21 protein-coding genes and 1 tRNA gene are annotated in these 23,112 nt (G+C 60.2%); 12 read left to right on the top strand and 10 right to left on the bottom strand.

Translation table 11 applies throughout. The annotated features are described in order from the left end of the window. Positions 1 to 16: 16 nt before the first annotated feature. From GC1_RS02165 to GC1_RS02145, 5 genes are all read right to left on the bottom strand, one after another. Entirely contained in the window at positions 17 to 448 is a 432-nt protein-coding gene (locus tag GC1_RS02165) for a universal stress protein (RefSeq protein WP_019297823.1), read from the bottom strand. Continuing rightward, positions 445 to 3,054: a TRAP transporter permease gene (locus GC1_RS02160; RefSeq protein WP_019297824.1), complete on the bottom strand. Its 2,610-nt coding sequence runs from the start codon at positions 3,052 to 3,054 to the stop codon at positions 445 to 447. Before GC1_RS02160 ends, GC1_RS02165 begins: the two co-directional genes overlap by 4 nt. 113 nt (positions 3,055 to 3,167) lie before the next feature. After that, entirely contained in the window at positions 3,168 to 4,133 is a 966-nt protein-coding gene (locus GC1_RS02155; RefSeq protein WP_019297825.1) for a TAXI family TRAP transporter solute-binding subunit, read from the bottom strand. A 787-nt stretch (positions 4,134 to 4,920) separates the two neighbouring features. Then, positions 4,921 to 8,046 (bottom strand): efflux RND transporter permease subunit, encoded by a 3,126-nt coding sequence (locus tag GC1_RS02150; RefSeq protein WP_019297826.1) that lies wholly within the window; start codon positions 8,044 to 8,046, stop codon positions 4,921 to 4,923. A gap of 3 nt (positions 8,047 to 8,049) precedes the next feature. Continuing rightward, complete coding sequence (locus GC1_RS02145) at positions 8,050 to 9,201, bottom strand: efflux RND transporter periplasmic adaptor subunit (RefSeq protein WP_019297827.1); 1,152 nt, start codon at positions 9,199 to 9,201, stop codon at positions 8,050 to 8,052. Between the two features lie 313 nt (positions 9,202 to 9,514). On the opposite strand from GC1_RS02145, the gene ypfJ reads away from it, so the two are divergent. From ypfJ to GC1_RS02125, 4 genes are all read left to right on the top strand, one after another. Continuing rightward, positions 9,515 to 10,360, top strand: a complete 846-nt coding sequence (gene ypfJ, locus GC1_RS02140; RefSeq protein WP_029204983.1) for a KPN_02809 family neutral zinc metallopeptidase — start codon at positions 9,515 to 9,517, stop codon at positions 10,358 to 10,360. A gap of 139 nt (positions 10,361 to 10,499) precedes the next feature. Next, entirely contained in the window at positions 10,500 to 11,606 is a 1,107-nt protein-coding gene (mtnA, locus tag GC1_RS02135; protein ID WP_019297829.1) for an S-methyl-5-thioribose-1-phosphate isomerase, read from the top strand. A gap of 16 nt (positions 11,607 to 11,622) precedes the next feature. After that, on the top strand, positions 11,623 to 12,288 hold the full coding sequence (locus GC1_RS02130) for a class II aldolase/adducin family protein (RefSeq protein ID WP_019297830.1): 666 nt from the start codon (positions 11,623 to 11,625) through the stop codon (positions 12,286 to 12,288). Positions 12,289 to 12,316: 28 nt separating this feature from the next. Then, positions 12,317 to 13,363 carry a dipeptidase gene (locus GC1_RS02125; protein WP_019297831.1) on the top strand — a complete coding sequence of 349 codons (1,047 nt, stop codon included), beginning with the start codon at positions 12,317 to 12,319 and terminating at the stop codon, positions 13,361 to 13,363. Between the two features lie 141 nt (positions 13,364 to 13,504). Here GC1_RS02125 and GC1_RS02120 read toward each other — a convergent pair. Beyond that, a tRNA-Leu gene (locus GC1_RS02120) sits at positions 13,505 to 13,590 on the bottom strand. A gap of 163 nt (positions 13,591 to 13,753) precedes the next feature. Between GC1_RS02120 and GC1_RS02115 the strand changes: the two genes are divergently transcribed. Both GC1_RS02115 and GC1_RS02110 read left to right on the top strand, forming a co-directional pair. Then, positions 13,754 to 14,332 (top strand): YqaA family protein, encoded by a 579-nt coding sequence (locus tag GC1_RS02115; protein WP_019297832.1) that lies wholly within the window; start codon positions 13,754 to 13,756, stop codon positions 14,330 to 14,332. Positions 14,333 to 14,334: 2 nt separating this feature from the next. Continuing rightward, entirely contained in the window at positions 14,335 to 14,802 is a 468-nt protein-coding gene (locus GC1_RS02110; protein WP_019297833.1) for a disulfide bond formation protein B, read from the top strand. 60 nt (positions 14,803 to 14,862) lie between these two features. Here the strand turns inward: GC1_RS02110 and GC1_RS02105 are convergent, their stop codons facing one another. After that, positions 14,863 to 15,288, bottom strand: coding sequence for an Lrp/AsnC family transcriptional regulator (locus GC1_RS02105; RefSeq protein WP_019297834.1), 426 nt, complete (start codon positions 15,286 to 15,288; stop codon positions 14,863 to 14,865). A 112-nt stretch (positions 15,289 to 15,400) separates the two neighbouring features. Between GC1_RS02105 and rocF the strand changes: the two genes are divergently transcribed. From rocF to GC1_RS02090, 3 genes are read left to right on the top strand one after another with little or no spacing between them, the layout of a single operon-like run. Continuing rightward, positions 15,401 to 16,327, top strand: coding sequence for an arginase (gene rocF / locus GC1_RS02100; protein WP_019297835.1), 927 nt, complete (start codon positions 15,401 to 15,403; stop codon positions 16,325 to 16,327). Beyond that, complete coding sequence (gene ctlX / locus GC1_RS02095; RefSeq protein WP_019297836.1) at positions 16,324 to 17,253, top strand: citrulline utilization hydrolase CtlX; 930 nt, start codon at positions 16,324 to 16,326, stop codon at positions 17,251 to 17,253. The genes rocF and ctlX overlap by 4 nt, the downstream gene beginning before the upstream one ends. Continuing rightward, positions 17,250 to 18,296 carry an ornithine cyclodeaminase gene (locus tag GC1_RS02090; RefSeq protein WP_019297837.1) on the top strand — a complete coding sequence of 349 codons (1,047 nt, stop codon included), beginning with the start codon at positions 17,250 to 17,252 and terminating at the stop codon, positions 18,294 to 18,296. Before ctlX ends, GC1_RS02090 begins: the two co-directional genes overlap by 4 nt. Positions 18,297 to 18,487: 191 nt before the next feature. Here the strand turns inward: GC1_RS02090 and GC1_RS02085 are convergent, their stop codons facing one another. Further along, on the bottom strand, positions 18,488 to 19,072 hold the full coding sequence (locus GC1_RS02085; RefSeq protein ID WP_019297838.1) for an HNH endonuclease: 585 nt from the start codon (positions 19,070 to 19,072) through the stop codon (positions 18,488 to 18,490). 230 nt (positions 19,073 to 19,302) lie between these two features. On the opposite strand from GC1_RS02085, the gene GC1_RS02080 reads away from it, so the two are divergent. Together GC1_RS02080 and GC1_RS02075 are read left to right on the top strand one after the other, a co-directional pair. Beyond that, positions 19,303 to 19,956, top strand: a complete 654-nt coding sequence (locus tag GC1_RS02080; RefSeq protein ID WP_036762531.1) for a pseudouridine synthase — start codon at positions 19,303 to 19,305, stop codon at positions 19,954 to 19,956. A 12-nt stretch (positions 19,957 to 19,968) separates the two neighbouring features. Then, entirely contained in the window at positions 19,969 to 20,391 is a 423-nt protein-coding gene (locus tag GC1_RS02075; protein WP_019297840.1) for a VOC family protein, read from the top strand. A 38-nt stretch (positions 20,392 to 20,429) separates the two neighbouring features. Here the strand turns inward: GC1_RS02075 and GC1_RS02070 are convergent, their stop codons facing one another. Both GC1_RS02070 and GC1_RS02065 read right to left on the bottom strand, forming a co-directional pair. Next, on the bottom strand, positions 20,430 to 21,095 hold the full coding sequence (locus GC1_RS02070; RefSeq protein ID WP_019297841.1) for an alpha/beta hydrolase: 666 nt from the start codon (positions 21,093 to 21,095) through the stop codon (positions 20,430 to 20,432). Continuing rightward, positions 21,092 to 21,838, bottom strand: a complete 747-nt coding sequence (locus GC1_RS02065; protein ID WP_019297842.1) for a DNA-3-methyladenine glycosylase family protein — start codon at positions 21,836 to 21,838, stop codon at positions 21,092 to 21,094. Before GC1_RS02065 ends, GC1_RS02070 begins: the two co-directional genes overlap by 4 nt. Here GC1_RS02065 and GC1_RS02060 point away from each other — a divergent pair, their 5' ends adjacent. After that, entirely contained in the window at positions 21,839 to 23,056 is a 1,218-nt protein-coding gene (locus GC1_RS02060; protein WP_019297843.1) for an MFS transporter, read from the top strand. Positions 23,057 to 23,112 lie beyond the last annotated feature (56 nt).

Raw genomic sequence — 23,112 nt, 5'->3', positions numbered from 1 at the left:
GGCGCCCTTATCTGGTTCAACGGACCACAAAGACCGAACAGTCCGAGTGGCGGATCACCCGGGCCGCGTTTGGCCCAAGCAGGTAATCCTTCAGATCCGGCTTATGCGCGCCGATCACGATCAGCCCGCTGCCTGCAGTTTCCGCGACCTTCAGAATCTCCTGATAAGCCGTCCCGGTCGCCACCAGATGGCGGACCTTGGCATTACGCTCCTTACCCAGAACGCTATCGCACAGGTCGGTCAGCCGTTGCGTGGTGTCCTTGACCGCCTTTTCGTGGTGATGCTCCTCGAAAAAGCCCGAGACCCAGCTCTCGCCAAAGTCAGGCAGCACGTTGACAACATCCAGCTGGGCCCCGTCCAGTTCGGCCAGTCGGGCAGCCTGGGACAGGACCTTTTCGTCCAGATTCTGATCGTTCAGCTCCAGAGCGCAAAGAACGGGTTTGTTCATGCTGTTACTCCTTCCTCTTCACGCGCGCGGCCGCGCTGCATCAGGGCAACCAGCGCCACCAGCAGCAGCGCCGGCAGGAACATCAGCTCCTTCGGCAACTGGCTGGCAGGCGCCTGGATCGCTACGATCTGCACCGGCTCGTCGGCGTAGAAATCAAAGCTTTCCAGGTTTGGCGCTGCCGGGGTGCCGAACATCGGCTCCTCTACCTTGACCACACTGTGCTCCTCCAGCAGCAGCAGGCCATAGGCATCCACCGCCGCCTGCCCGTCCGAACCATCAGCAGTCATGATCATCGTGGTGCTCTTGATTTCAGAGGTATCGAAATCAGGCCCCTCCACGGTGATCCGCAGCTCTGCTCCCGGTTCCACGTCACTCAACGCTTGCGCCAGCTGGGCCGGCGGCACCTGCGCATAGGGCGGCATCACCCGGTCCATGAAGAAGTCCGGCCTGAACAGCGCAAAGGCTGCAAAGATCAGCAGGATGCTTTCATAAATCCGGTTGCGGCTGACGAAATAGCCCATGGTGCCAGCAGTAAAGACCAGGATGGCGATAGTGGCTGATATGGCAACGAGTATGCCTTGCATCCAGTTCACATCAATCAGCAGCAGATCTGTATTGAAGATGAACACAAACGGCAGTGCCACGGTCCGCAAGCTGTAGAAGAAAGCGGTAAAACCGGTGCGGATCGCATCGCCGCCCGACACGGCCGCCGCCGCAAAGCTGGCAAGCCCCACAGGCGGTGTCACATCGGCCATGATCCCGAAGTAGAACACAAACAGGTGCACGGCGATCAGCGGCACGATCAGGCCGGACTGCGCGCCCAGTTCCACCACCACACCGGCCATCAGCGAGCTAACGACGATGTAGTTTGCGGTGGTAGGCAGGCCCATACCCAGAACAAGGGACAAGAGGCCGACCATCACCAGCATCAGGATCAGATTGCCGCCAGATACGAACTCGACCAGATCAGCCATCACCTGTCCCACACCAGTCAGCGTCACGGTGCCTACGATCACGCCTGCGGTGGCGGTTGCCAGCGCAATGCCAATCATGTTGCGGGCACCGTCGATCAGGCCGTTCCAGAGATCATGAACCCCTTCGACAAAGGCGTTTGCCATGTTGCTTTGGCCGCGGAAGATCGCCTTGAGCGGCTTCTGGGTCAGAAGGATCACAAACAGCAGTGCGGTGGCCCAGAAGGCCGACAACCCAGGCGACTTCTGCTCAATCATCAGGAAGTAGACCAGCACGATGATCGGCAGCAGGTAATGCAACCCTGCCTTGTAGATCTCGGCGACAACCGGCAGTTCCACCTCTTGCGCATTTGGGTCATCCGGCACCAGATCATCAACGCCGGAGGCCAGCCACAGCAGGGCAATATAAGCGGCGACAACAAGCGCAGACAGGGTAAGACCGGAGGCGCCCGGCATCGCAGAAACAATCCACTTCACCGGATACTGAACGCCATAGCACAGCGCCGCAAAGCCCGCGAAGAACAGGGCCATGCCGCCGATTGTGCGGCCCATGGAGACGACGCGGTTGCCCAGCGTCGGCATGTTCCGCTTCACCGCTTCCAGATGTACGATATAGACCAGCGCGATGTAGGAAATTGCGGCTGGCAGGAAGGCATGGGTGATCACCTCGACATAGGAGATGCCCACGTATTCTACCATCAGGAAGGCCGCAGCCCCCATCACCGGCGGCATGATCTGGCCGTTCACAGAGGATGCAACCTCGACCGAGCCTGCCTGCTCAGAGGTGAAGCCCACCCGCTTCATCAGCGGGATGGTGAAAGTGCCGGTGGTGACCACGTTGGCGATGGACGAGCCGGAGATCAGGCCGGTTGCGGCAGATCCCACAACAGCCGCCTTGGCCGGGCCGCCGCGCAGGTGGCCAAGTGCGCCAAAGGCCATCTTGATGAAGTAGTTGCCGGCGCCCGCCTTATCCAGCAGCGCGCCGAACAGCACAAAGAGGAAGACGAATTTGGTGGAGACACCCAACGCAATTCCGAACACGCCTTCGGAGGTGATCCACATATGACTCATTGCCTTTTTCAGGCTAGCGCCCTTCCAGCGAATGACTTCCGGGACGTACTCGGAAGAGCCGAAGAATACATAGGCCAGGAAGATCGTCGCGATGATCGCCATTGCCGGACCAAGCGCGCGGCGGGCGGCTTCGAACAGCAGGATCAGGCCAGCGAGGGCAAACCACTTGTCCATGTCGTCGGCAAGGCCGCCGGAATCAACGATTTTCTGATAGAAAATATAGCCGTACATCGCGATTGCAGTTCCGGCCAATGCGAAAATCCAATCCTGGACCGGGATGTAATTCCGCGGGCTGGATTTCAGCGCAGGATAGGCCGCGTAGGCCAGGAAAATAGCAAAGGCCAAATGGATTTGGCGTGAGTTGTTCACCACGCTGCCAGGCAGCAGCAGGTTGGCCACCGGCGAGGCCAGGATGACTTGGAACACGGACCAGATAACGGCGACGATTGCCAGGAACAGCCCCACGCTTCCCACCGGGTTGCGGGCGCCGGCGTCGGAGGACGCGACCAGTTCCTGAAGCTCTTCTTCGCTGAGCGGCCGATTTCCCTGAGCATCGGATGTCATGGATAATCTCCCCTGCGGCCGCCGTTTTCCGGGGCCGGAATAGTCAAGCCCGGGCCTTTGGCCTCAGGCAAAAACGGGGCGCTTGATGCGCCCCGTTCCTGTTGTCTGGCGGATTATTCGATCCAGCCTTTTTCTTTGTAGTACTTCTCTGCGCCCGGATGCAGCGGCGCCGACAGGCCGTCCGCGATCATCTCTTCCGGCTTCAGGTTGGCAAACGCCGGATGCAGCTTCTGGAAGGCTTCAAAGTTTTCGAAGACAGAGCTCACCACTGCATAAACCGCATCCTCAGACACGTCGGCGGAAGTCACGAAGGTCGCACCGACACCAAAGGTGTTGGTGTCATTGTCGGACCCGCGGTACATGCCGCCCGGGATGGTGGCGGTACGGTAGAAGGAGTTGTCGCCCACCAGTTTTTCCACGGCTTCGCCGTCCACGGTCACCAGAACCGAGTCACAGGCGGTGGTGGCTTCCTGGATGGAACCGGACGGGTGGCCAACGGTGTAGATCATCGCGTCGATCTGATTGTCGCACAGCGCTGCGGACTGTTCTGCCGCTTTCAGCTCAGTTGCCAGGGCGAAATCTTCCATGCCCCAGCCCTTGGCTTCCATCAGAACTTCCATGGTGCCGCGCTGGCCGGAGCCCGGGTTGCCGATGTTGACGCGCTTGCCCTTGAGGTCGTCAAAGGTGGAGATGCCTGCATCTGCACGGGCAACAACGGTGAAGGGTTCCGGATGCACGGAGAACACCGCGCGCAGACCTTCGAAGGGACCCGCTTCCTCGAACTTGGAGGACCCGTTGTAGGCATGATACTGCCAGTCGGATTGGGCTACGCCGAACTGCAGCTCGCCCTCGCGGATTGTGTTGATGTTGTAGACCGAGCCACCAGTGGATTCGACGGCGCACTTGAAGCCGTGCTCCTTGCGGCCCTTGTTCACCAGACGGCAGATGGCGCCGCCGGTCGGGTAGTAGACGCCGGTCACGCCGCCGGTGCCGATGGTGATGTATTCCTGAGCAAATGCTGCAGGCGCCGAAAAGGACGCCGCCACCAATGCACCGATAGCCAGCTTGGTGTGTTTCATGATCAAGTCTCTCCCACTTGTCTTATGAATTGCAGCTTGTTCGCGTCCGCCTGAAATACAATTCTGCGGTCGTCCCACAGCCGTTTGTTCTGGCTCGCAAAGCAAGCTGTGTGCGGATTATTTTGCACGCGCAGAAGGGTTCCACTGCCACCGTCGCAAGTCAAGACTGCTATTTATTGACGCACCCTCTTTGGCTCCTTTTTTCCCCTTATTGACGCTAGTTAGAGATTTTTCCCCGCAAACGCATGGCGCTTCATCACGGTCAAAGCGCAAAGTTTTTTCTTGCAGTGAAAGATCAGTTGAGCGCGATTCTTAATTGCCTCCCATTGAACCCGAAGACTTAAAATCGCTTATGCTGAAGTTTCCTGCTGCTTTACCCGCACGTAAAATCAACCGGTGACAAACCGCAGCAAGTTGGCTATGAAACAGCCCATAAAAAAATTTGAGCCACGGTTTAAGAAACGCCGGGGCCGTTACCAGCAATTGACAGGGAGCTTGCAGCTATGCTGCTGAGCCAAGTAATTTTCAGCAATCCGTCCCTGACGGACTTTTGGGCTTTGGAACGATGCGTTTCCGCCCAGGCCCGTCGGCTACCCCGAGAAATCAGCGCCCCGCTGACGTGTGATGTGGAGCCCGAATTCCGGTGCACGCCTCGCAAATGGGAGTTGATTCTCGCCGAAGCGCATGAGCGCGGCCTGAGAGCGCGGCAAGCAGCCTGACACTTCTTTGATCTGTGAAAATCTGAGATGGCGCCCCGGCTACCTGACGGCAGCCGGGGATATTTTGGTTACTCGGCCGCGCTGGTTTGGGACTCACCTTTGATACGCTCACGCATGGCTTGCATCATCGCGTAAAGCACAGGCACAACAATCACGCCGACAACAGTCGCCGCCAGCATGCCACCAAACACGGCAATGCCGATTGCCTTCTGGCTGGCAGCGCCGGCACCCGATGCAATCAGCAGCGGCACCACGCCCAGCAGGAAGGACAATGCAGTCATCATGACAGCGCGGAAGCGCTGCTTGGCTGCTTCATGCGCGGCTTCGCGGATGCTGAGGCCAGCGGCCCTCTGCTCCATAGCGAACTCCACTATCAGGATCGCGTTTTTGGAGGCCAGGCCGATCAGCATGATCATCCCGATTTGGGTGTAGAGGTTGATGTCATTGCCAGCAATCGCCACCGCAGCGACGGCCCCGAAAAGTGCAACAATCACCGACAGCAGAATGGCAACCGGCATCGTCCAGCTTTCGTATTGCCCAACCAGGAACAAGTAGCCGAACAGCACCGCCATCGCCAGGATCACTGTCACCAGCCCAGCCGAGTCCAACTGCTGCTGTGCGGTACCGGTCCACTCAAAAGCATATCCCGGCGGCAGCGCGGTAGCGGCCTCCTCCTGCATCACCCGGATCGCGTCGCCAGTTGACAACCCCGGTGCCGGAACCGCGGTAACGGTCGCTGAGCGGAAGATGTTGTGCCGCTTCAGAAGCACCGGCCCGAGTACGTTCTCTACGTCGATCAAAGTCGACAGCGGCACCATCTCACCCGACTGAGCCCGAACATACAGGCCGCCGATATCCTCGATCTTGTCGCGGTAGGACCCCTCTGCTTGCAGCATCACCTTGTAGACGCGGCCAAACAGGTTGAAGTCGTTGACGTAGTAGGAGCCCAGATGCGCCTGCATGGTTTGGAACACCTCAGCAATCGGCACGTTCAGCGTCTTGGCCTTTTCCCGGTCCAGATCGACGAACACCTGGGGCACATTGGCCCGGAAGGTGGTGTAGGACTGGGCAATCTCAGGCCGTTGGTTGGCTGAATAAACCAGCGAGCCGACCGATTGCGCCAGGTCTTGCGGGGTACCGCCTGCGGTCTGCTGCACCGCCATTTCGACACCGGCCGACATGCCCAGGCCGGAAATCGGCGGCGGGTTGAAGGCAACGATACTGGCCGCGGCCTCGCTGTTGGCAATGCCATAGATCTGGCCGAGTATTGCGTTGGGCTGCAGCGTCTCGTCTTGCCGTTCATCCCAAGGCGACAAGTTGGCGATAATCATCGCACCATTGGCGCTGGCGCCGTTCAGCAGGCTGAAACCGTTCACAAGCACGGTGCCTTGCACGCCAGGGATATCCCGGATCAGCTCGTCGATCCGGCGCGTCACCGTCTCTGTCCGCCCCAGCGCCGCCGCATCAGGCAGCTGAACATCAACAAACAGATAGCCGTTGTCCTCAGCCGGCAGAAAACCCTTGGAGGTCGAATTGAAGACCGCGCCGGTTCCCAAGGCCACCGCAGCGATGATTGCCAGCCCGATCACAGGCAGCCGCAGCAGCCGGGTCACGATGCTGAGGTACCCGCTGCGCACCCCGCCGATTGCATTCTCAAACATCGCCAGCAGACCCTTGGGCGGGCCCGAACGGGGTTTGAGCACAATGGCGCAAAGTGCCGGCGACAAGGTGAGCGCATTGACCGAGGAAATCACCACAGCAACGGAGATCGTCACAGCAAATTGCGAATAGAGCTTGCCGGTGATCCCGGGCATGAAGGTGACCGGCACAAACACCGCCAGCAGCACCAGCGTGGTTGCGATAACCGGGCCGGTGATCTGCCCCATCGCTTTGCGGGTCGCATCAGGCGGTGACAGCCCTTCCTCGGCAATGATGCGCTCGACGTTCTCAACCACCACGATGGCGTCATCCACCACGATGCCGATCGCCAGCACCAGCGCAAACAGCGAGATGGTGTTGAGCGACATGCCAAGCGCCAGCAAGAAGGCAAAGGTGCCGATCAGGGAAACCGGAATCGCCACGGCCGGAATGATCGTGGCGCGGAACGACCCCAGGAAGATGAAAACAACCGAAATCACCAGCACGAAGGTCATCATCAGGGTGGAAATCACATCGTTCAGTGATTGTTCGACGAAATCTGTGGTGTTGAATGGCACCGCGTAAGAAACGTCCTCGGGGAAATCCGCAGACAGGCGTTCCATTTCCGCAAGCACATTCTCCGACACCGCAAGCGCGTTGGCGCCCGGAGCCTGGTAGACCGCCAGAATGGTGGCCGGGACACCGTCAAAGAAGCCCGAAGAGCTGTAGTTCGAAGCGCCCAGTTCCACCTTGGCAATATCCCTCAGCCGCACGGTGCTGCCGCCGTCGCCAGTTCGAATGACGATATCTTCGAACTCGCTGACCTCAGTCAGCCGGCCCTTGGACTTGATCGTGTACTGGAACACCTGATCGCCTGGAACTGGTGGCGCCCCCACCTGCCCTGCCGACACCTCAATGTTCTGCTCCTGCACTGCGCTGACCACATCACCCGGCGAAATGCCCAGGCCTGCCATCTTGTTCGGGTCCAGCCAGACCCGCATGGCGTATTCGAAATTGGTCAGGATATCCGCCTTGCCGACGCCGTTCACACGCGCCAGCGCATCCTTGATGTTGATAGCGGCATAGTTTGACAGGAAGACGCTGTCATAGGACCCGTTGGGTGATGTCAGCGCCGTCACCAGCAGCATGTTGGAGGAGCTTTTCTGAGTGACAACCCCATTGGCGTTGACCTCAGCAGGAAGCGAAGCAGTGGCCTGTGCCACCCGGTTCTGCACGTTGACCGACGCGATATCGGGATCGGTTCCGACCTCGAAGGTTACCGCCAGCGAATAGCTGCCGTTGTCAGCTGAGGTTGAGGACATGTAGAGCATGCCGTCCACGCCATTGACCTGCGCTTCGATCGGCGCGGCGACGCTTTTTTCAACGGTTTCCGCATTGGCCCCGGTGTATGTGGCGGTGACATTCACCACCGGCGGCGTGATTTCCGGGAACTGCGCAACCGGCAGTGCGAAATAGCCGATGACGCCCATGACCGTCAGCACAAGGGAAATGACGATCGCGAACTTCGGCCTTGAGATGAAAGTTGAAGAGAACATTGCTTATTCTCCAGCCTGTGCTGCCATGACCGGATCCACCTCAACACCGGGACGGATCTTTTGCAGGCCTTCGACCACCACGCTCTCGCCTTTGGTCAGCCCGTCCAGCACAATAATTCCAGTGCCTTGCACGTCGCCGGTTGCAATATAGCGCTGCTGCACTTGGTTATTTTCATCCACAACCAGAACAAACGGCCCCTGCTGGTCGCGCTGGATCGCTGCCTGGCTGATAACAATCCGGTCGACGGCCTCTTGCGACTGTAGCCCGACGGTCAAAAAGGCACCGTCCAGAATGAGGCGGTTGTCGTTCTTGAATTCCGCCCGGACAGTAACGGCCCCGGTTGCCGGATCCACCCGGTTGCCTGCAAAGGCAATGCGTCCCTTTTCCTCCAGCTCAGCACCATTTGGCAGAACGACAAAAACTTCTGGCGCGGTTTCTGTGTTGCCGCGATCGATGCCCTCGGCTTCCAGCTCCTGCAGGATTTCTACGAATTGTTTTTCGTTCAGCGAGAAGGACACATAAACTGGTGCTTCACGCACAATATTCACCAGCGGCGATCCGCTGGGGCTGACCACATCCCCGATGCTAACCTCGACACGCCCTACGCGGCCGGAAAACGGTGCATGGATTTCAGTGTAGCTCAGATCCAGCTCTGCCTGCTGGATCGCTGCTGCTGCGGCTCTCACCTGCGCTTCGGCCACCAGTTCATTTGCGCGAGCGGTATCCCGGTCCGCTTCCGGAACCGAACCTCGCTCGAACAGTTCCTGCTTTCGCGCCAAATCCAGCGAGGCCAGCTCCAAATTGGCCTCTGCCTGCGCCAGCTCCGCCCGGCGACTCTCCAGCACAGCCTCATAGGCGCTGCGTTCAATCCGGAACAGAACATCGCCTTTCTCGACCTCGGCACCATCCTTGACCAGGACCTCCTCCAGGTAGCCGTTGACCCGGGCCATGATGTCAGCCTTGTCGATTGCCTCGCCCCTACCGATGAAGGTTGCGGTGTCTTTGATCGGTTTGATTACCGCCTCGGAGACCGACACTTTGGGCGCGGTCCCTTGCTGCTGTGCCAGAGCTGAGCCTGCGGCAGTCAAGCTTACAGCAGTAATAAATGCCAGCCCGGTCCGGCCGGTCAGGCCCCTGTTCCAGAAACACGTCATTCTTGAGCCTTTCAATTAAACAGAAAATTCAGCGCAGCCGCATTCCCGGTCTGCCGCCCTGTATCCAAATCGTTACCCTATTGAATACCTTCCCAGCGCACATCTGCAAGCTGCACACGCCTCGACCGCAAACTTCCGTCGCTGCCGGCCCGGCACGACCGCTTGTTCCGTAACGGAACCACAGGGCGCCGAAAGGCGTTAAAAATATGGAGCCTGCCGTTCAGTCACATCCGGTTCACGTCATTTGATAACCCGGGACGGGCCATTACTTTAACTCAGCAAAACCCTCTGGCTTGCAAGCAAGGAGACTGTCATGCGTTGGAGAGGACGGCGGGGAAGCCGGAACATCGAGGACCGGCAGGGCCGCCGAATGACAGGCAGAACCGCGGGCATAGGCGGCGCCGGGCTTCTGCTGGTCGTGGTCGCGGGTGCCTTTTTCGGGGTGGACCTGACGCCGCTGCTGCAAGGCTCCGCACCGCACAGCAGCAGCCCTGCCCCAATCACAGCAGCCGACCAGGAAGCCGCGGAATTCGTCAGCGTTGCCCTCGCCGATACCGAAGAGGTCTGGACCTCCATTTTTGAGCAGCAGCTCGGACGCCGCTACAGCCCGGCAGTTCTTGTGCTGTACAAAGGCGTCACACAATCGCCTTGCGGCGGGGCAAACGGAGCCACCGGCCCGTTCTATTGCCCGCTGGATGAAAAGGTCTATCTCGACACCTCGTTCTTCACCACACTCAGCCAACGGCTGGGCGCACGGGGGGATTTCGCAGCAGCTTATGTCGTTGCCCATGAGGTCGCCCATCATGTCCAGAACGAGCTTGGCATCCTGGGCGAAACGCAGCGCGTGCGGGCCCGCGTGAGCGACGTGGAGTCCAATGCGATTTCTGTCCGCACAGAACTGCAGGCCGATTGCTTTTCCGGGATCTGGGCCCGCTATGCACAGGACGCCCTGGGCACGCTGGAACCTGGCGACATTGAAGAGGCGATGAACGCAGCCAAGCAGATCGGCGATGATACGCTGCAACGCAATGCCGGGCAGGTACCGCAGCCGCATACGTTTTCCCATGGCACCAGCGCACAGAGGCAAGCTTGGTTTGCACGCGGGTTCCAATCCGGTGATGTGAAATCCTGCGATACGTTTTCGGCCGGTTCTTTGTGACACCTTGAGAACGCAGGCCATTGAAATCTCTTGAGGCTGATGTTTCTGTAGCCGCACAGATATCACCGCACCGGCCTTGCATGGCTGGCCGTTTCCGGCCGCTTGCGCAGTGCCACAGCAACCCAAGGGAGACAGCCTTATGAAAGTTGATGGGACGCACTACCGGTCTCTGTGGTGGGATCACGAGAAGGACGCTCTGCAGATCATCGACCAGCGCTGGCTGCCGCATGAATTTCGCATTCAGCCGGTGGAGACTCTGCAGGAATTTGCCGATGCCATTGTTGAAATGCGGGTCCGCGGCGCGCCCCTGATCGGTGCAACTGCCGCCTACGGCATGGCGCTTGCGATGCGGCTGGATCCGTCCGATACAGCGATGGACCAAGCTTGGAGTTTCCTCAACGCAACCCGCCCAACAGCGGTCAACCTGCGTTGGGCGCTGGACCGCTGCCGCACCCACCTGCGGCCGCTGGCGGAACCGGAACGCGCTGCCGCAGCCCTGCGGCTGGCACATGAAATTGCCGATGAAGACGTAGAAATCAACCGCTGCATCGGTGTGCACGGGCTGGAACTGATCCGGCAGATCGCTGCGGGTAAGCCTGCGGGCGAACCGGTCCGGCTGCTGACCCACTGCAACGCAGGCTGGCTGGCAACCGTGGATTGGGGCACCGCCACCAGCCCGATGTATCACGCGCATGAGGCCGGCATTCCTGTTCATGTCTGGGTCGACGAAACCCGCCCGCGCAACCAGGGCGCATTAACCGCATGGGAGCTGGGCAGCCACGGCATCAGCCACAGCTACATCAGCGACAACGCGGGCGGCCACCTGATGCAGCATGGCCAGGTTGATCTGGTGATCACCGGCACCGACCGCACCACCCGCCGCGGCGACGTCTGCAACAAGATCGGCACCTATCTGAAGGCGCTGGCCGCCAAGGACAACGGTGTGCCCTTCTACGTCGCCCTGCCCTCGCCGACTATCGACTGGACCGTTTCCAACGGTGTTGCCGAAATCCCGATTGAGGAACGCAGCGCGCGTGAGGTCACCCATGTTCAGGGCAAAACCGAAGACGGCGCAATCGGCGTTGTCCAAGTGACGCCGGACGGAACCCCAGGCGGCAACCCGGCATTTGACGTGACACCGAACCGTCTGGTGACCGGCCTGATCACCGAGCGCGGCATCTGCGCCGCATCCGAGGAAGGCCTGGCCGGCCTGTTCCCGGAGATGGCCGCGGCGAAATCCGCCTGATGCCGGACGCCGCGCCGTGAAGCCGCCGTATCACGACTCCACCGAACTCAGGCAGGCGGTGATTGACGCCTGCCTGGAAATGAACGCCGCGGGCATCAATCAGGGCACTTCCGGCAATATCTCAGTGCGGGTGGAAGATCAGATGCTGATCACACCGTCCGGCGTTCCATATGAGACTCTGCTGCCGGATGACCTTGTGCTGATGCCACTGGACTGCAGTCGCGCGCCGAAGGGGCCATTGCAGCCCTCAACTGAATGGCCCTTTCATCAGGCGATCCTTCAGGCAAAACCCGGCGTGAACGCCGTGGTCCACGCTCATCCCATCTATTGCAGTGCGCTGGCGATGAACCGCCAATCAATCCCGGCCTGCCACTACATGGTCGCGGCCTTTGGCGGCAGGGATGTTCCGGTCGCCGGTTACGCCCTGTTCGGAAGCGTGCAACTGTCCGAAAATATTCTACGCGCGCTGCAGCAACGCAGTGCCTGCCTTATGGCCAACCATGGCGCGGTTGCCACCGGCGACAGCCTGCCCCGGGCACTATGGCGCATGGTGGAATTGGAAGCACTGGCAAAGAGTTACGCAGTCAGCCTCACTATAGGTAAACCGCACATCCTGAGTGACGCTGAAATGGCAGAAGCCATTGCAGCTTTTGCTGACTACGGGCTGAAAGATAGCCGTTGATCTTGCGCACTCGCAAATAGGAGCTGAAATGAACTACCCGCTGATCTTTGACGGGCACAACGACCTTCTGCTGCAGATCCAGTCCGGGAATGTTGCCAGCGGCGAGCGCGGCTTTATGGGCTCTGGCGGCAATCATATCGACTTGTCAAAGGCGCAGTCTGGCGGATTTGCAGGCGGGTTCTTCGCGATCTTTGTCCCGGACGCAGGCAGCGCTTCCTTCATGGATGAAATGATGGCGGTCAGCTATGATCTGCCCTTGCCGCCGGCCCTGGATTGGGCCCGTTCGGCTCAGATCGCATTGGCCCAGGCAGCAATCCTGATACAGCTTGAGAAACACGGCGCGCTCAGGATCTGCCGCACCGCGGATGACATCCGCGGCGCCATGCGGGACGGCATCATGGCCGCCGTCATGCATATGGAAGGCGCCGAGGCAATTGACCCGGATTTCCACATGCTGGAGGTTTTGCACGCCGCTGGCCTCCGCTCGCTCGGTCCGGTCTGGAGCCGGCCTACAATCTATGGACACGGTGTTCCGTTCCGCTTTCCCTCCAGCCCGGATACCGGTCCCGGCTTGACAGCAGATGGCATGCGGCTGTTAAAAAAATGCAATGAACTTAAAATCCTGATCGACCTATCTCACCTGAACGAAGCCGGATTCTGGGATGTTGCCCGCCACAGCGGCCACCCCCTGGTCGCCACCCATTCCAATGCCCACGCCCTATGCCCGCACAGCCGCAACCTGACCGACCGGCAACTGCACGCGATCCGTGAAAGCGACGGGCTCGTCGGGCTGAACTTCGCGGTCGCCTTCCTGCGAGAAGATGGCCGGATGGACGCCGACACGCCGGTCAGCCGGATGATTGAACACCTCGACTATCTCATTGCCGAAATTGGCGAAGACGGGGTTGGCCTGGGGTCGGATTTCGACGGTGCAACGGTGCCCGAAGAAATCGGCAATGTCGCGGGACTGCCGCTGCTGCGGGAAGCGATGAAGGCGCACGGCTACGACGACACGCTAATGGCAAAGCTGTGCCACGGAAACTGGTTGCGCGTGTTGGAACGGACTTGGGCGTAACAACGCCAAGGCCAATAGCTGCTGCAAATTTTTTTTGTACGGAATAAGAACGAATTGAGTTTGCGCGCATCACCTCTAGGAGAGGGTCGCCCAAAAAACAAAGGCCTGCAGCAAGAACACACTGCAGGCCTTTGTTTTTATTGGTACCCAAGGCCGGACTCGAACCGGCACGCTGTCACCAGCGGGGGATTTTGAATCCCCTGCGTCTACCATTCCGCCACTTGGGCCACGCCCTTTTCCTAGCCAAGCTATCGGCCAAGGTCCAGAGGCAAAACGGTACTCCGCCGCTGAAAATCCTTCGCACTGCAAAATCAGCCGGCGCGCAGCTTGACGGAGCGACGCACGCATGCCACCTCCCTTGGCAAACGCTGATGAGGACGCAGGGCCAAAATGCTGAAACCGCTTTACGACCGGACGATGGCCCTGGCCGATCATCCCAAGGCGCTATGGTGCCTGGCCGTTGTCGCATTTGTCGAAAGCTCGGTTTTCCCAATCCCGCCGGACGTCCTGATGATCCCGATGATCCTGGCCCGCCCCTCACGCGCATGGCTGGTCGCACTGGTGGCTCTGATCGCCTCGGTGGCCGGCGGCGTTCTGGGGTACGCTATTGGCGCCTTCTTTTATGAAGGCATCGGCCAGCCGGTCTTGGAAGCCATGGGCAAGGGAGATGCCATGGCGGAGTTTAACACCCGCTTCAACGACTTTGGCTTTTGGGCCGTGCTGGGCGCAGGTGTCACACCGTTCCCCTACAAGGTGATCACCATCATGTCGGGCTGGACCGGGATGCCGCTTGGCACTTTCATTGCCACCTCTATCCTTGCACGCGCATTGCGTTTTTTCATCGTAGCGGGTCTTCTTTGGCAATTTGGCGCCCCGGTCCGCGATTTCATTGAACGCCGCTTGGGACTGGTGTTCACCGCATTCATGGTGATCCTGTTCGGCGGTTTCCTGATGGTGAGGTTCATCTGAACATGCACAGGTTTCTGATCGTTTTGGCCGCCGCCGGGTCCGCTGCACTTTTGCTGGGGGCGCTTGGGTTCCAGTACATTGGCGAAATGGCCCCCTGCAAACTCTGCTATTGGCAACGCTACCCCCATGCCGCTGCGGCTGGCATCGGCGTCCTTGCGCTGATCATCCCCGGCGCGCTGCTGCCGTATCTGGGTGCGCTGGCGGCGCTGGCGACCGCCGGAGTCGGCGCCTATCACACCGGGGTCGAGCGCGGCTGGTGGGAAGGCCCCTCCACCTGCACGTCCGGACCTATTGGCGGGCTGTCTCCGGATCAGCTGATGGAGCAGATCATGGCCGCGCCGCTGGTGCGCTGCGACGAGGTTCCCTGGGAAATGCTGTCGCTCTCCATGGCAAGCTGGAACGCCATCGCATCCTTCGGCCTCGCACTGTTGTGGATTGCCGCGGCCAACCACATCCGCAAACAGCGTTAAAGGTTCAGTAAGCTGCAATGCGGCCGCCAACATGCTGGCCGCATTGTAAAGACAGCGGCCTCAGGTATCTTTCTTGGTCGCCAGCAGCAGATTGGTTTCGCTGCTCACGACCCCTTCAAATGTCCGGATTTTGGCCAGGGCGGCATCCAGCGTTTCCAGCGTTTCCGTACCAAGTTCAATAATCAGATCCCAGCGCCCGTTGGTGGTATGAATAGCCCGCACTTCCGGCAGCCCCTGCAGCTGCCTAGTGATCCGGCTGGTGCCGCGGCCTTCGATCCCGATCATCATCAGCCCCCGCACCGGATCGCGCAGGACATCCTCTTTCAGAACGACAGTAAACCCCAGGATATCCCCCCGCGCCTGCAGACGTTCAATCCTTGCCCGAACGGTGGTCCGCGACAGGTTCAGCTCCAGCGCCAGATCCGAAAGCGACGCCCTGGCGTTGTGCCGCAAGGCTGACACCAGCCGCTCATCCGTTTTGTCCATACCTCACCCCGTTTTGATCAATTGCCCCTCATCATGGGCAAATTGAGAGCTGGATTCCATCACGTTTCGGAAGTTTCTAGTATTAAATCTGAATTTTTGGGAGAGCAAAACAGTGACCTCGCAACACTGCATCCTGATTGGCGCGCCGGTAGACAGCGGAAAACGCAGAGCCGGTTGCCTGATGGGCCCCGACGCCTACCGCACCGCGGGCATCACCGAAGCCCTGCAAAGCCTGGGCCACACCGTCGAAGACCTTGGCAACCTGTCTCCGGACACTCACGCCAAGGACACGAACGATGGGGTAGTCTATGCCCGCAACGAAACCATTGGCTGGACCTCCCGCCTGGCGCAGGCCGCCGAAGACGCCTTAGAGTGCGGCATGCCGGTCTTCCTCGGCGGCGACCACTCGCTGTCGCTTGGATCGGTTGCCGGGGCCGCAAACCATGCCGCCAAGGCAGGCCGGCCGCTGTTTGTCCTGTGGCTTGACGCCCACACCGATTTTCACACCCCGCAGACAACAGACAGCGGCAACCTGCACGGCACTCCAGTTGGATACTTCACTGGCCGCAATGGCTTCGATGGCTTTCCTGAAGTGACCAACCCGGTGCCGCAGGAAAACGTCTGCATGATCGGCCTGCGCTCTGTCGACACGCAGGAGCGGCTGGCGCTGGAAGGCAGCAGCATCCTCACCCATGACATGCGCCATATTGACGAAAACGGTATTGCCGGGCCGCTGAACCGTTTCCTGGAGCGGGTGGCAGAGGCCAATGGTATGCTGCATGTCTCGCTGGACGTTGATTTCCTGGACCCCTCGGTGGCCCCTGCGGTCGGCACCACCGTACCCGGCGGTGCCACCGTGCGCGAGGCGCATCTGGTCTGCGAAATCCTGCATGATTCCGGCCTGATGACTTCGCTGGACCTCGTGGAACTAAACCCCTTCCTGGACGAGCGCGGCCGTACCGCACATCTGATGGTGGACCTCTGCGCCTCAGCACTCGGTCGCCGCGTCTTTGACCGCCCGACACGGAGCTACCAGTGAGCAGCCTGCAAGCCCCCTCTGCTGTGGTGATGATCCGGCCCCACCACTTCTGCTCGAATCCGGAAACCAAGGGCGATAACGCCTTTCAAACGCTGGCAAACACCTCGGCTGAAGCAACCTCTGCCCAGGCGCTGACTGAGTTTGACGGCGCCGTGAAAACCCTGCGCGGTGCTGGCGTCACGGTGCATGTGTTCGACGACACCACCACCGAAACGCCAGACAGCGTGTTTCCGAACAACTGGTTCTCCACCCATGCCGGCGGCCACGTTGCGGTTTACCCGATGTACGCCGAAAACCGCCGCAAGGAACGCCGATGGGACGTGATCGAACTTCTGAAGCGCGACTACCGCGTGCAGGACGTGATCGACTATTCCGGCCTGGAACAGGACGGGCTGTCGCTGGAGGGCACCGGCGCCATGGTGCTCGACCACATCGGGCGGATTGCCTACACAGTGAAATCCAACCGCGCCGATCCGGTGCTGCTGGAACGGTTCTGCACCCATTTCAACTTTGAACCCATGGTGTTCGAAGCCAAAGATGACGCAGGCCGCGACGTCTATCACACCAATGTCCTGATGGGCATCGGCACCGAATACGCGCTGATCTGCCTGGACATGATCACCGATCCGGCCCGCCGCGCCGAGCTTGCCGCTCGGCTGGAGGAAACCGGGCGCCGGGTCATTGACCTGACGCCAGCGCAGATCTCCAGTTTTGCAGGCAACGCTTTGGAGCTGACAGGCCGCAAGCGCCTTTTGGCCCTGTCAGCTACTGCATTGCAAGCGCTGCGCCCTGATCAGATCGCCATCATTGAGCAGAGCGCTGAACTGCTTCCACTCACCATTCCCACAATCGAAACCGCCGGCGGGTCGGTGCGCTGCATGCTGGCAGGCATCCACCTCAGCCCCCGTGAAAGGAAAACCGCATGACACAGCCTTCGGATAAGGCCCTGGTGCCTTTTGTCAGCGTCGACAACATGATGCGCCTCGTTCATCACGTTGGCATCGAACAGATGCTGCGCGATCTTGCTGACTATGTGGAAGATGACTTCAAGCGCTGGGAACTGTTCGACAAGACCCCCCGCGTCGCCAGCCATTCCGACGTTGGTGTGATCGAGCTGATGCCAACCTCGGATGGTGAGGCCTACGGCTTCAAATATGTGAACGGCCACCCCAAGAACACTTCCGAAGGGCTGCAGACCGTCACCGCCTTCGGCCTGCTGGCGGATGTTTATACCGGTTACCCGGTGCTGCTGACCGAGATGACCATGCTGACCGCGCTGCGTACTGCTGCAACATCAGCAATGGCTGCCAAGTATCTGGCCCCCAAGGGCGCAACCACCATGGCGATGATCGGCAATGGTGCGCAGTCTGAATTCCAGACACTGGCGATGAAGGCGATTATCGACCTCAAGTCCGTGCGGCTTTATGACAAGGACGCCGCGGCGACCGAGAAATGCGCCCGCAACTTGCAGGGCCTGGGGATTGAGGTCGTCAGCTGCAAGACACCGGAAGAAGCCATTGAAGGCGCACAGATTCTCACCACCTGCACTGCCGACAAACAGTATGCCACTATCCTGACCGACAACATGGTTGGCAGCGGTGTGCATATCAACGCCATCGGCGGCGACTGCCCCGGCAAGACTGAACTGGCCGCGGGCATTCTCAGCCGCTCAGACGTCTTTGTCGAATACCCGCCGCAAACCAGGATCGAAGGCGAGATCCAGCAGATGCCGGAAGATTTTGCCGTGACCGAACTATGGGAAGTCATTGCAGGCAAGAAACAGGGCCGTACCGGCGACCGCCAGATCACCCTGTTCGACAGCGTCGGCTTCGCGATCGAGGATTTCTCGGCGCTGCGCTACATTCGCGACCGCATCAAGGGCACCGATTACTTCATCGACCTGGACATGCTGGCGGATCCGGATGACCCGCGCGATCTGTTCGGTATGCTTCAGCGCGCCAAAAACTGAAACCAGACAAACAGAATGCAAGGCGGTCCGTTGAAATGAGGCCGCCAGCACCTTCGGCCTTTTCACCTGCCCTTATTAACTGGGCTTGCACGCAGCATTCCTGGGGATCGGAACCGCTGCTCTCCCTCAGCGGGACGCCCTTTGCAGGTGGGAAGGCCGAAACTCTCCCGAAAGGCGCAATTCCAACGTTCTCAGGCGTCCAGCTCGGTATCCCAGTACAGGAAGTCCATCCAGCTTTCGTGCAGATGGTTTGGCGGAAATTTCCGGCCCGTATTCCGCAACTCTTCCGCCCCCGGCCGCCGCGGCGGCTTGCGCAGCGACATGCCCGCCCGGTGCAGCGACTTCGATCCTTTTTTAAGGTTGCAGGGACTGCAGGCCGCAACCACGTTTTCCCAGCTGGTCACACCGCCTGCCGCACGCGGCACCACATGGTCAAACGTCAGCTCGCCCTTGCTGCCGCAGTACTGGCAGCAGAATTCGTCACGCAAAAACAAATTAAAGCGCGTGAAGGCCACGCGCTTTTGAGGTTTTACATAATCTTTCAACACCACCACAGACGGTATTCGGATCTCGGTGCTCGGACTGTGCACCACCTCGTCATACTCGGCCACAATGGCCACCCGGTCCAGCCAGGCTGCTTTCACCGCATCCTGCCAAGACCAAAGAGATAAAGGGTAATATGAAAGCGGCCGGTAATCCGCATTCAACACCAGCGCGGGGTGCTGCTTCAGCGCCCCTGGAGATCTGACAAACTCTGCCCTGAAATCGCCATCCATTTTTGAACGTCTTCCTCGCCCTGATCTTCCGTTTCCCGGAACCAGAGCGGGGAACCCGCCCCAGCCTGACTTTGACTATATATCGTGGTTGGCACCTGACAAGCCCCAATGACCCACAATATGTCGCGAGCAAGCTGAGCTGATTCCATGACATGCCCGTGACAGTTATCCACAGGCTGGAACCGGGACATCCTCTTGCCCTGCCGTCACAGTCCGCCTATTTCGCAGCCATGACCCGTCTGATCCGTTTCAACAAACCCTTTGACGTGCTGCCCCAGTTCACCGACCGCGGCAGTTTGGACAGCCCGCGAGCGACCCTTAGCCAGTATATCGATTGCCCCGGCGTCTATGCCGCCGGCCGTCTAGACCGCGACAGCGAAGGGCTGATGCTGCTGACGGACAATGGCCGCCTGCAATCCTGGATCACCGATCCCAAGCACAAGATGGACAAGACCTATTGGGTGCAGGTGGAGGGCATTCCAAGCGCCGAAGCACTCATGCAGCTGGCGGAAGGCGTTGATCTGAAGGACGGAAAAACCCGGCCCGCCAAGGTGCAGGTGATCCAAGAACCGCCCGGGCTTTGGGCACGCACCCCGCCCGTCCGTGTGCGCAAGACGGTTCCCGACAGCTGGATCGCGCTGACCATCCGCGAAGGCCGGAACCGCCAGGTGCGGCGGATGACGGCGGCAGCCGGGCACCCGACCCTTCGGCTGATCCGCTACAGCATCGGCGCCTGGACGCTGGACGGGCTGGCACCGGGCGCCTGGGAGGATCTGGAGCCGCCCCGCGTGCCCGGACCGCCCAAACCTTCCCAGAAGCCGCCGCGCAGGCCAAAAGCCGCATCACCGCGCCCGGCAAATGGTGACAGGCCCCGCCGCCGCTGATAGCCTGCGGGCATGCTGCCCCAAGCCCCTGCCCCGCAAGCCATTCTCGAAGCCGCGCTCTACGTGGATGACCTGGACGCTGCAGAGGATTTCTATGGGCGCATTCTAGGCTTGCAGCGCATTCAGAAAGCGGCAGGCCGCCATGTTTTCTTCCGATGCGGGAGTTCCGTCCTGCTGCTGTTCATTGCGGCGGAAACAGCGAAGCCTCCAGGCAATCCGCGCTTGCCGGTCCCTCCGCACGGTGCACAGGGTCCGGGGCACGTTTGTTTCGCCCAATCCCGCAGCGAGCTGCTGGAGATGCGCGACCGGCTGCACGCAGCCGGTGTCGACATTGAGGCGGAGTTTGATTGGCCGCATGGGCCCCGGTCCATTTACTTCCGGGATCCAGCTGGAAATTCAGTCGAGATTTCCGAGCCGCATTTGTGGTCGTATTAAACCGCGGTCAGACAGAAAATCCATTCAACTGCAACCTGTTACAGGCTCAACTTGTCCCGCATGAAAGCCAAGGCGACACTCAACCCGTCCGGCGCGATGCCGTGGGCAGTGCCCTTTTGGATATGTGCAAACACATCCTGGAAACCGGCTTCCTGCAGCGCTTCGGCGGCCTCCGGCAGTGACTGCACCGGCACCACGTCGTCCTGATCGCCATGCACCAGCAGGACCGGCATCTTGGACACCGCCTCATCCTTCAGCAATTCAGGCGACAGCAGACGGCCGGAGAAGGCCACGATCCCGGCAACCGCATCTTCGCGCCGCGGCGCCACATGCAGGCTCATCATCGTCCCCTGGCTGAAGCCAAACAGAACCACCTGCTCTGGCAGCACGTCCTCGTCGACCATCAGCGCATCCAAAAAGGCGTTCAGATCCTCGACCGCAGCCTGCATTCCGCGCATGCTTTCTTCTTCGGACGAACCGTCAATCCACGGGATCGGGAACCATTGAAAACCAAACGGCGCACCGGCGCAGGCCTCAGGCGCGTCGGGTGCGACAAACAGCGTATCCGGCAGATGTTCGCCCAGCGGATCGGCCAGCCCCAGCAGGTCCGCGCCATTGGCGCCATAGCCATGCAAGAACACCACAACGGAGCGGGTTTCACCGGAGAGCGGCTCTTTGCGGCCGGCATTCAGTACACGAGTCATCGGATTCCTTCCCTGTCCTTCGCCACCCGGTAATAGGCCCACAGAATGCGCGCCGCAACCGACCGCCACGGAGACCAGGCCTCGGCGATTTGCCGCATCTCCCGCTCCTTGGGGCGTGCAGGCAAGTCAAACAACACCCGCGCGGCCTCTTGCAGGGCCAGATCGCCATGGGCAAACACATCCGCACGGCCCAGCGAAAACATCGCGTAAATCTCCGCGGTCCACACACCGATGCCCGGCACCTGAACCAGCGTGGCAATTACCTCCGCATCAGGCGCATTGCGCAACGCCTTGAAATCAATACGCGCCTCAGCCAGCGCCCGGGCATAGCGCATCTTTTGGCGGCTGAGGCCAGCTGCGCGCAGATCATCGTCCGTTGCCCATAGTATCTTGCGCGGTCCTGTCAGCCTTGCGTCCTTCATCCGTTTCCAGATCGCATTCGCAGAGGCCACGCTCACCTGCTGGCTGACAATTGCACTCAGCAACTCGGCGAACCCTTCGGGCTTGCGCCGCAACGGCAGCGGACCTGTCAGTTCCAGTGCACGGGCGAACCGGCTGTCACGCGCTGCCAGCCATTCAGCACCCTCAGTAACGCAATCGCCGCATTGAATGATCCGGCCCGCACCCGGCAGAAACTTTGGCAGATCTGACGCCACGTCACCCCCTTTGGCCGCGGCAAATGGGCCGCCTTCCAGCGTGGCAAGCGCCTTGCCCCGCACCCGGTTCACCGCTACGCATCCCATATGAGCATGACCATGACCACCCCCAGCGACGCGGTCGCCAAGAAAAACGTTGCCATCCTGGTTCTGGCCCAGGCGATCCTCGGCGCGCAGATGCCGATGATCTTTATCATTGGCGGCCTTGCGGGCCAATCGCTGGCGTCCAACCCCTGCTTTGCGACGCTGCCGATCTCGCTGATCGTGGGCGGCTCGATGCTGGCGGCCACGCCGATCTCAGCGATCATGCAGCGCTGGGGCCGCCGCGCCGGTTTCTTCACCGGCGCTGCTTTTGGCGCGCTGGGCGGCCTGGTTGGCGCTTACGGTCTGTATCTCGGCTCCTTTCCGGTCTTCCTGCTCGGCAGCCTGATGACCGGCGTCTACATGAGCGCGCATGGCTTCTACCGGTTCGCGGCGGCTGACACCGCTTCAGAAGCGTTCCGCCCCAAGGCGATTTCCTACGTGATGGCTGGAGGCCTTGCAGCTGCCCTGATCGGCCCACAACTGGTCAAGCTGACCAGCCAAGCCTTTGTAATTCCTTTTCTTGGAACCTACCTGACGGTTATTGCCGTCAACGTGTTCGGCGCCGCGCTGTTCCTGCTTCTGGATATTCCCAAACCACCAGCACCCAGCCATGACAGCCCCAAGGGGCGCAGCCGTCTTGAACTGCTGAAGACGCCGGTTATCGCCGTCTCGGTCATCTGCGCAATGGTTTCCTACGCATTGATGAACCTTGTCATGACATCGACCCCGCTGGCCGTGGTAGGATGCGGCTTCACTCAGGGCAATGCCTCCGATGTGGTGATGTTCCACGTTCTGGCGATGTATGTGCCGTCCTTCTTTACCGGCCATCTGATTGCCCGTTTCGGCGTGGAAAAGATCGTTGCCGCGGGCCTGATTATTCTCGCCGGTGCTGGCGCAGTTGCACTGCAAGGTGTTGAACTGGAAAACTTCTTCATCGCGCTTGTGCTGCTTGGTCTCGGCTGGAACTTCGGGTTCATTGGCGCAACCACCATGCTGGCCGGCGCCCATGACAGCCATGAGAAAGGCCGGATGCAGGGATTGAATGACCTGCTTGTCTTTGGCGGTGTTACCATGGCGTCGCTGGCCTCGGGCGGGTTGATGAACTGCTCTGGTGGCAATCCAGTGGACGGCTGGAACGCGGTCAACATGGCCATGGCACCCTTCCTGGTGCTGGCAGGTGGAGCACTGATGTGGCTGGTGATGCGGCCCAAGGAAGTCTGACCGTTTCCGCTTGAAAGCCAGAGTAATAAAGGCGCCCAGACGGGCGCCTTTATTAT

This window comes from Leisingera sp. ANG1, from assembly GCF_000203975.2.
GTDB lineage: Bacteria > Pseudomonadota > Alphaproteobacteria > Rhodobacterales > Rhodobacteraceae > Leisingera.
The sequence above is the reverse complement of the archived record's forward strand: the minus strand, read 5'-3'. Positions and strand labels throughout refer to the sequence as shown.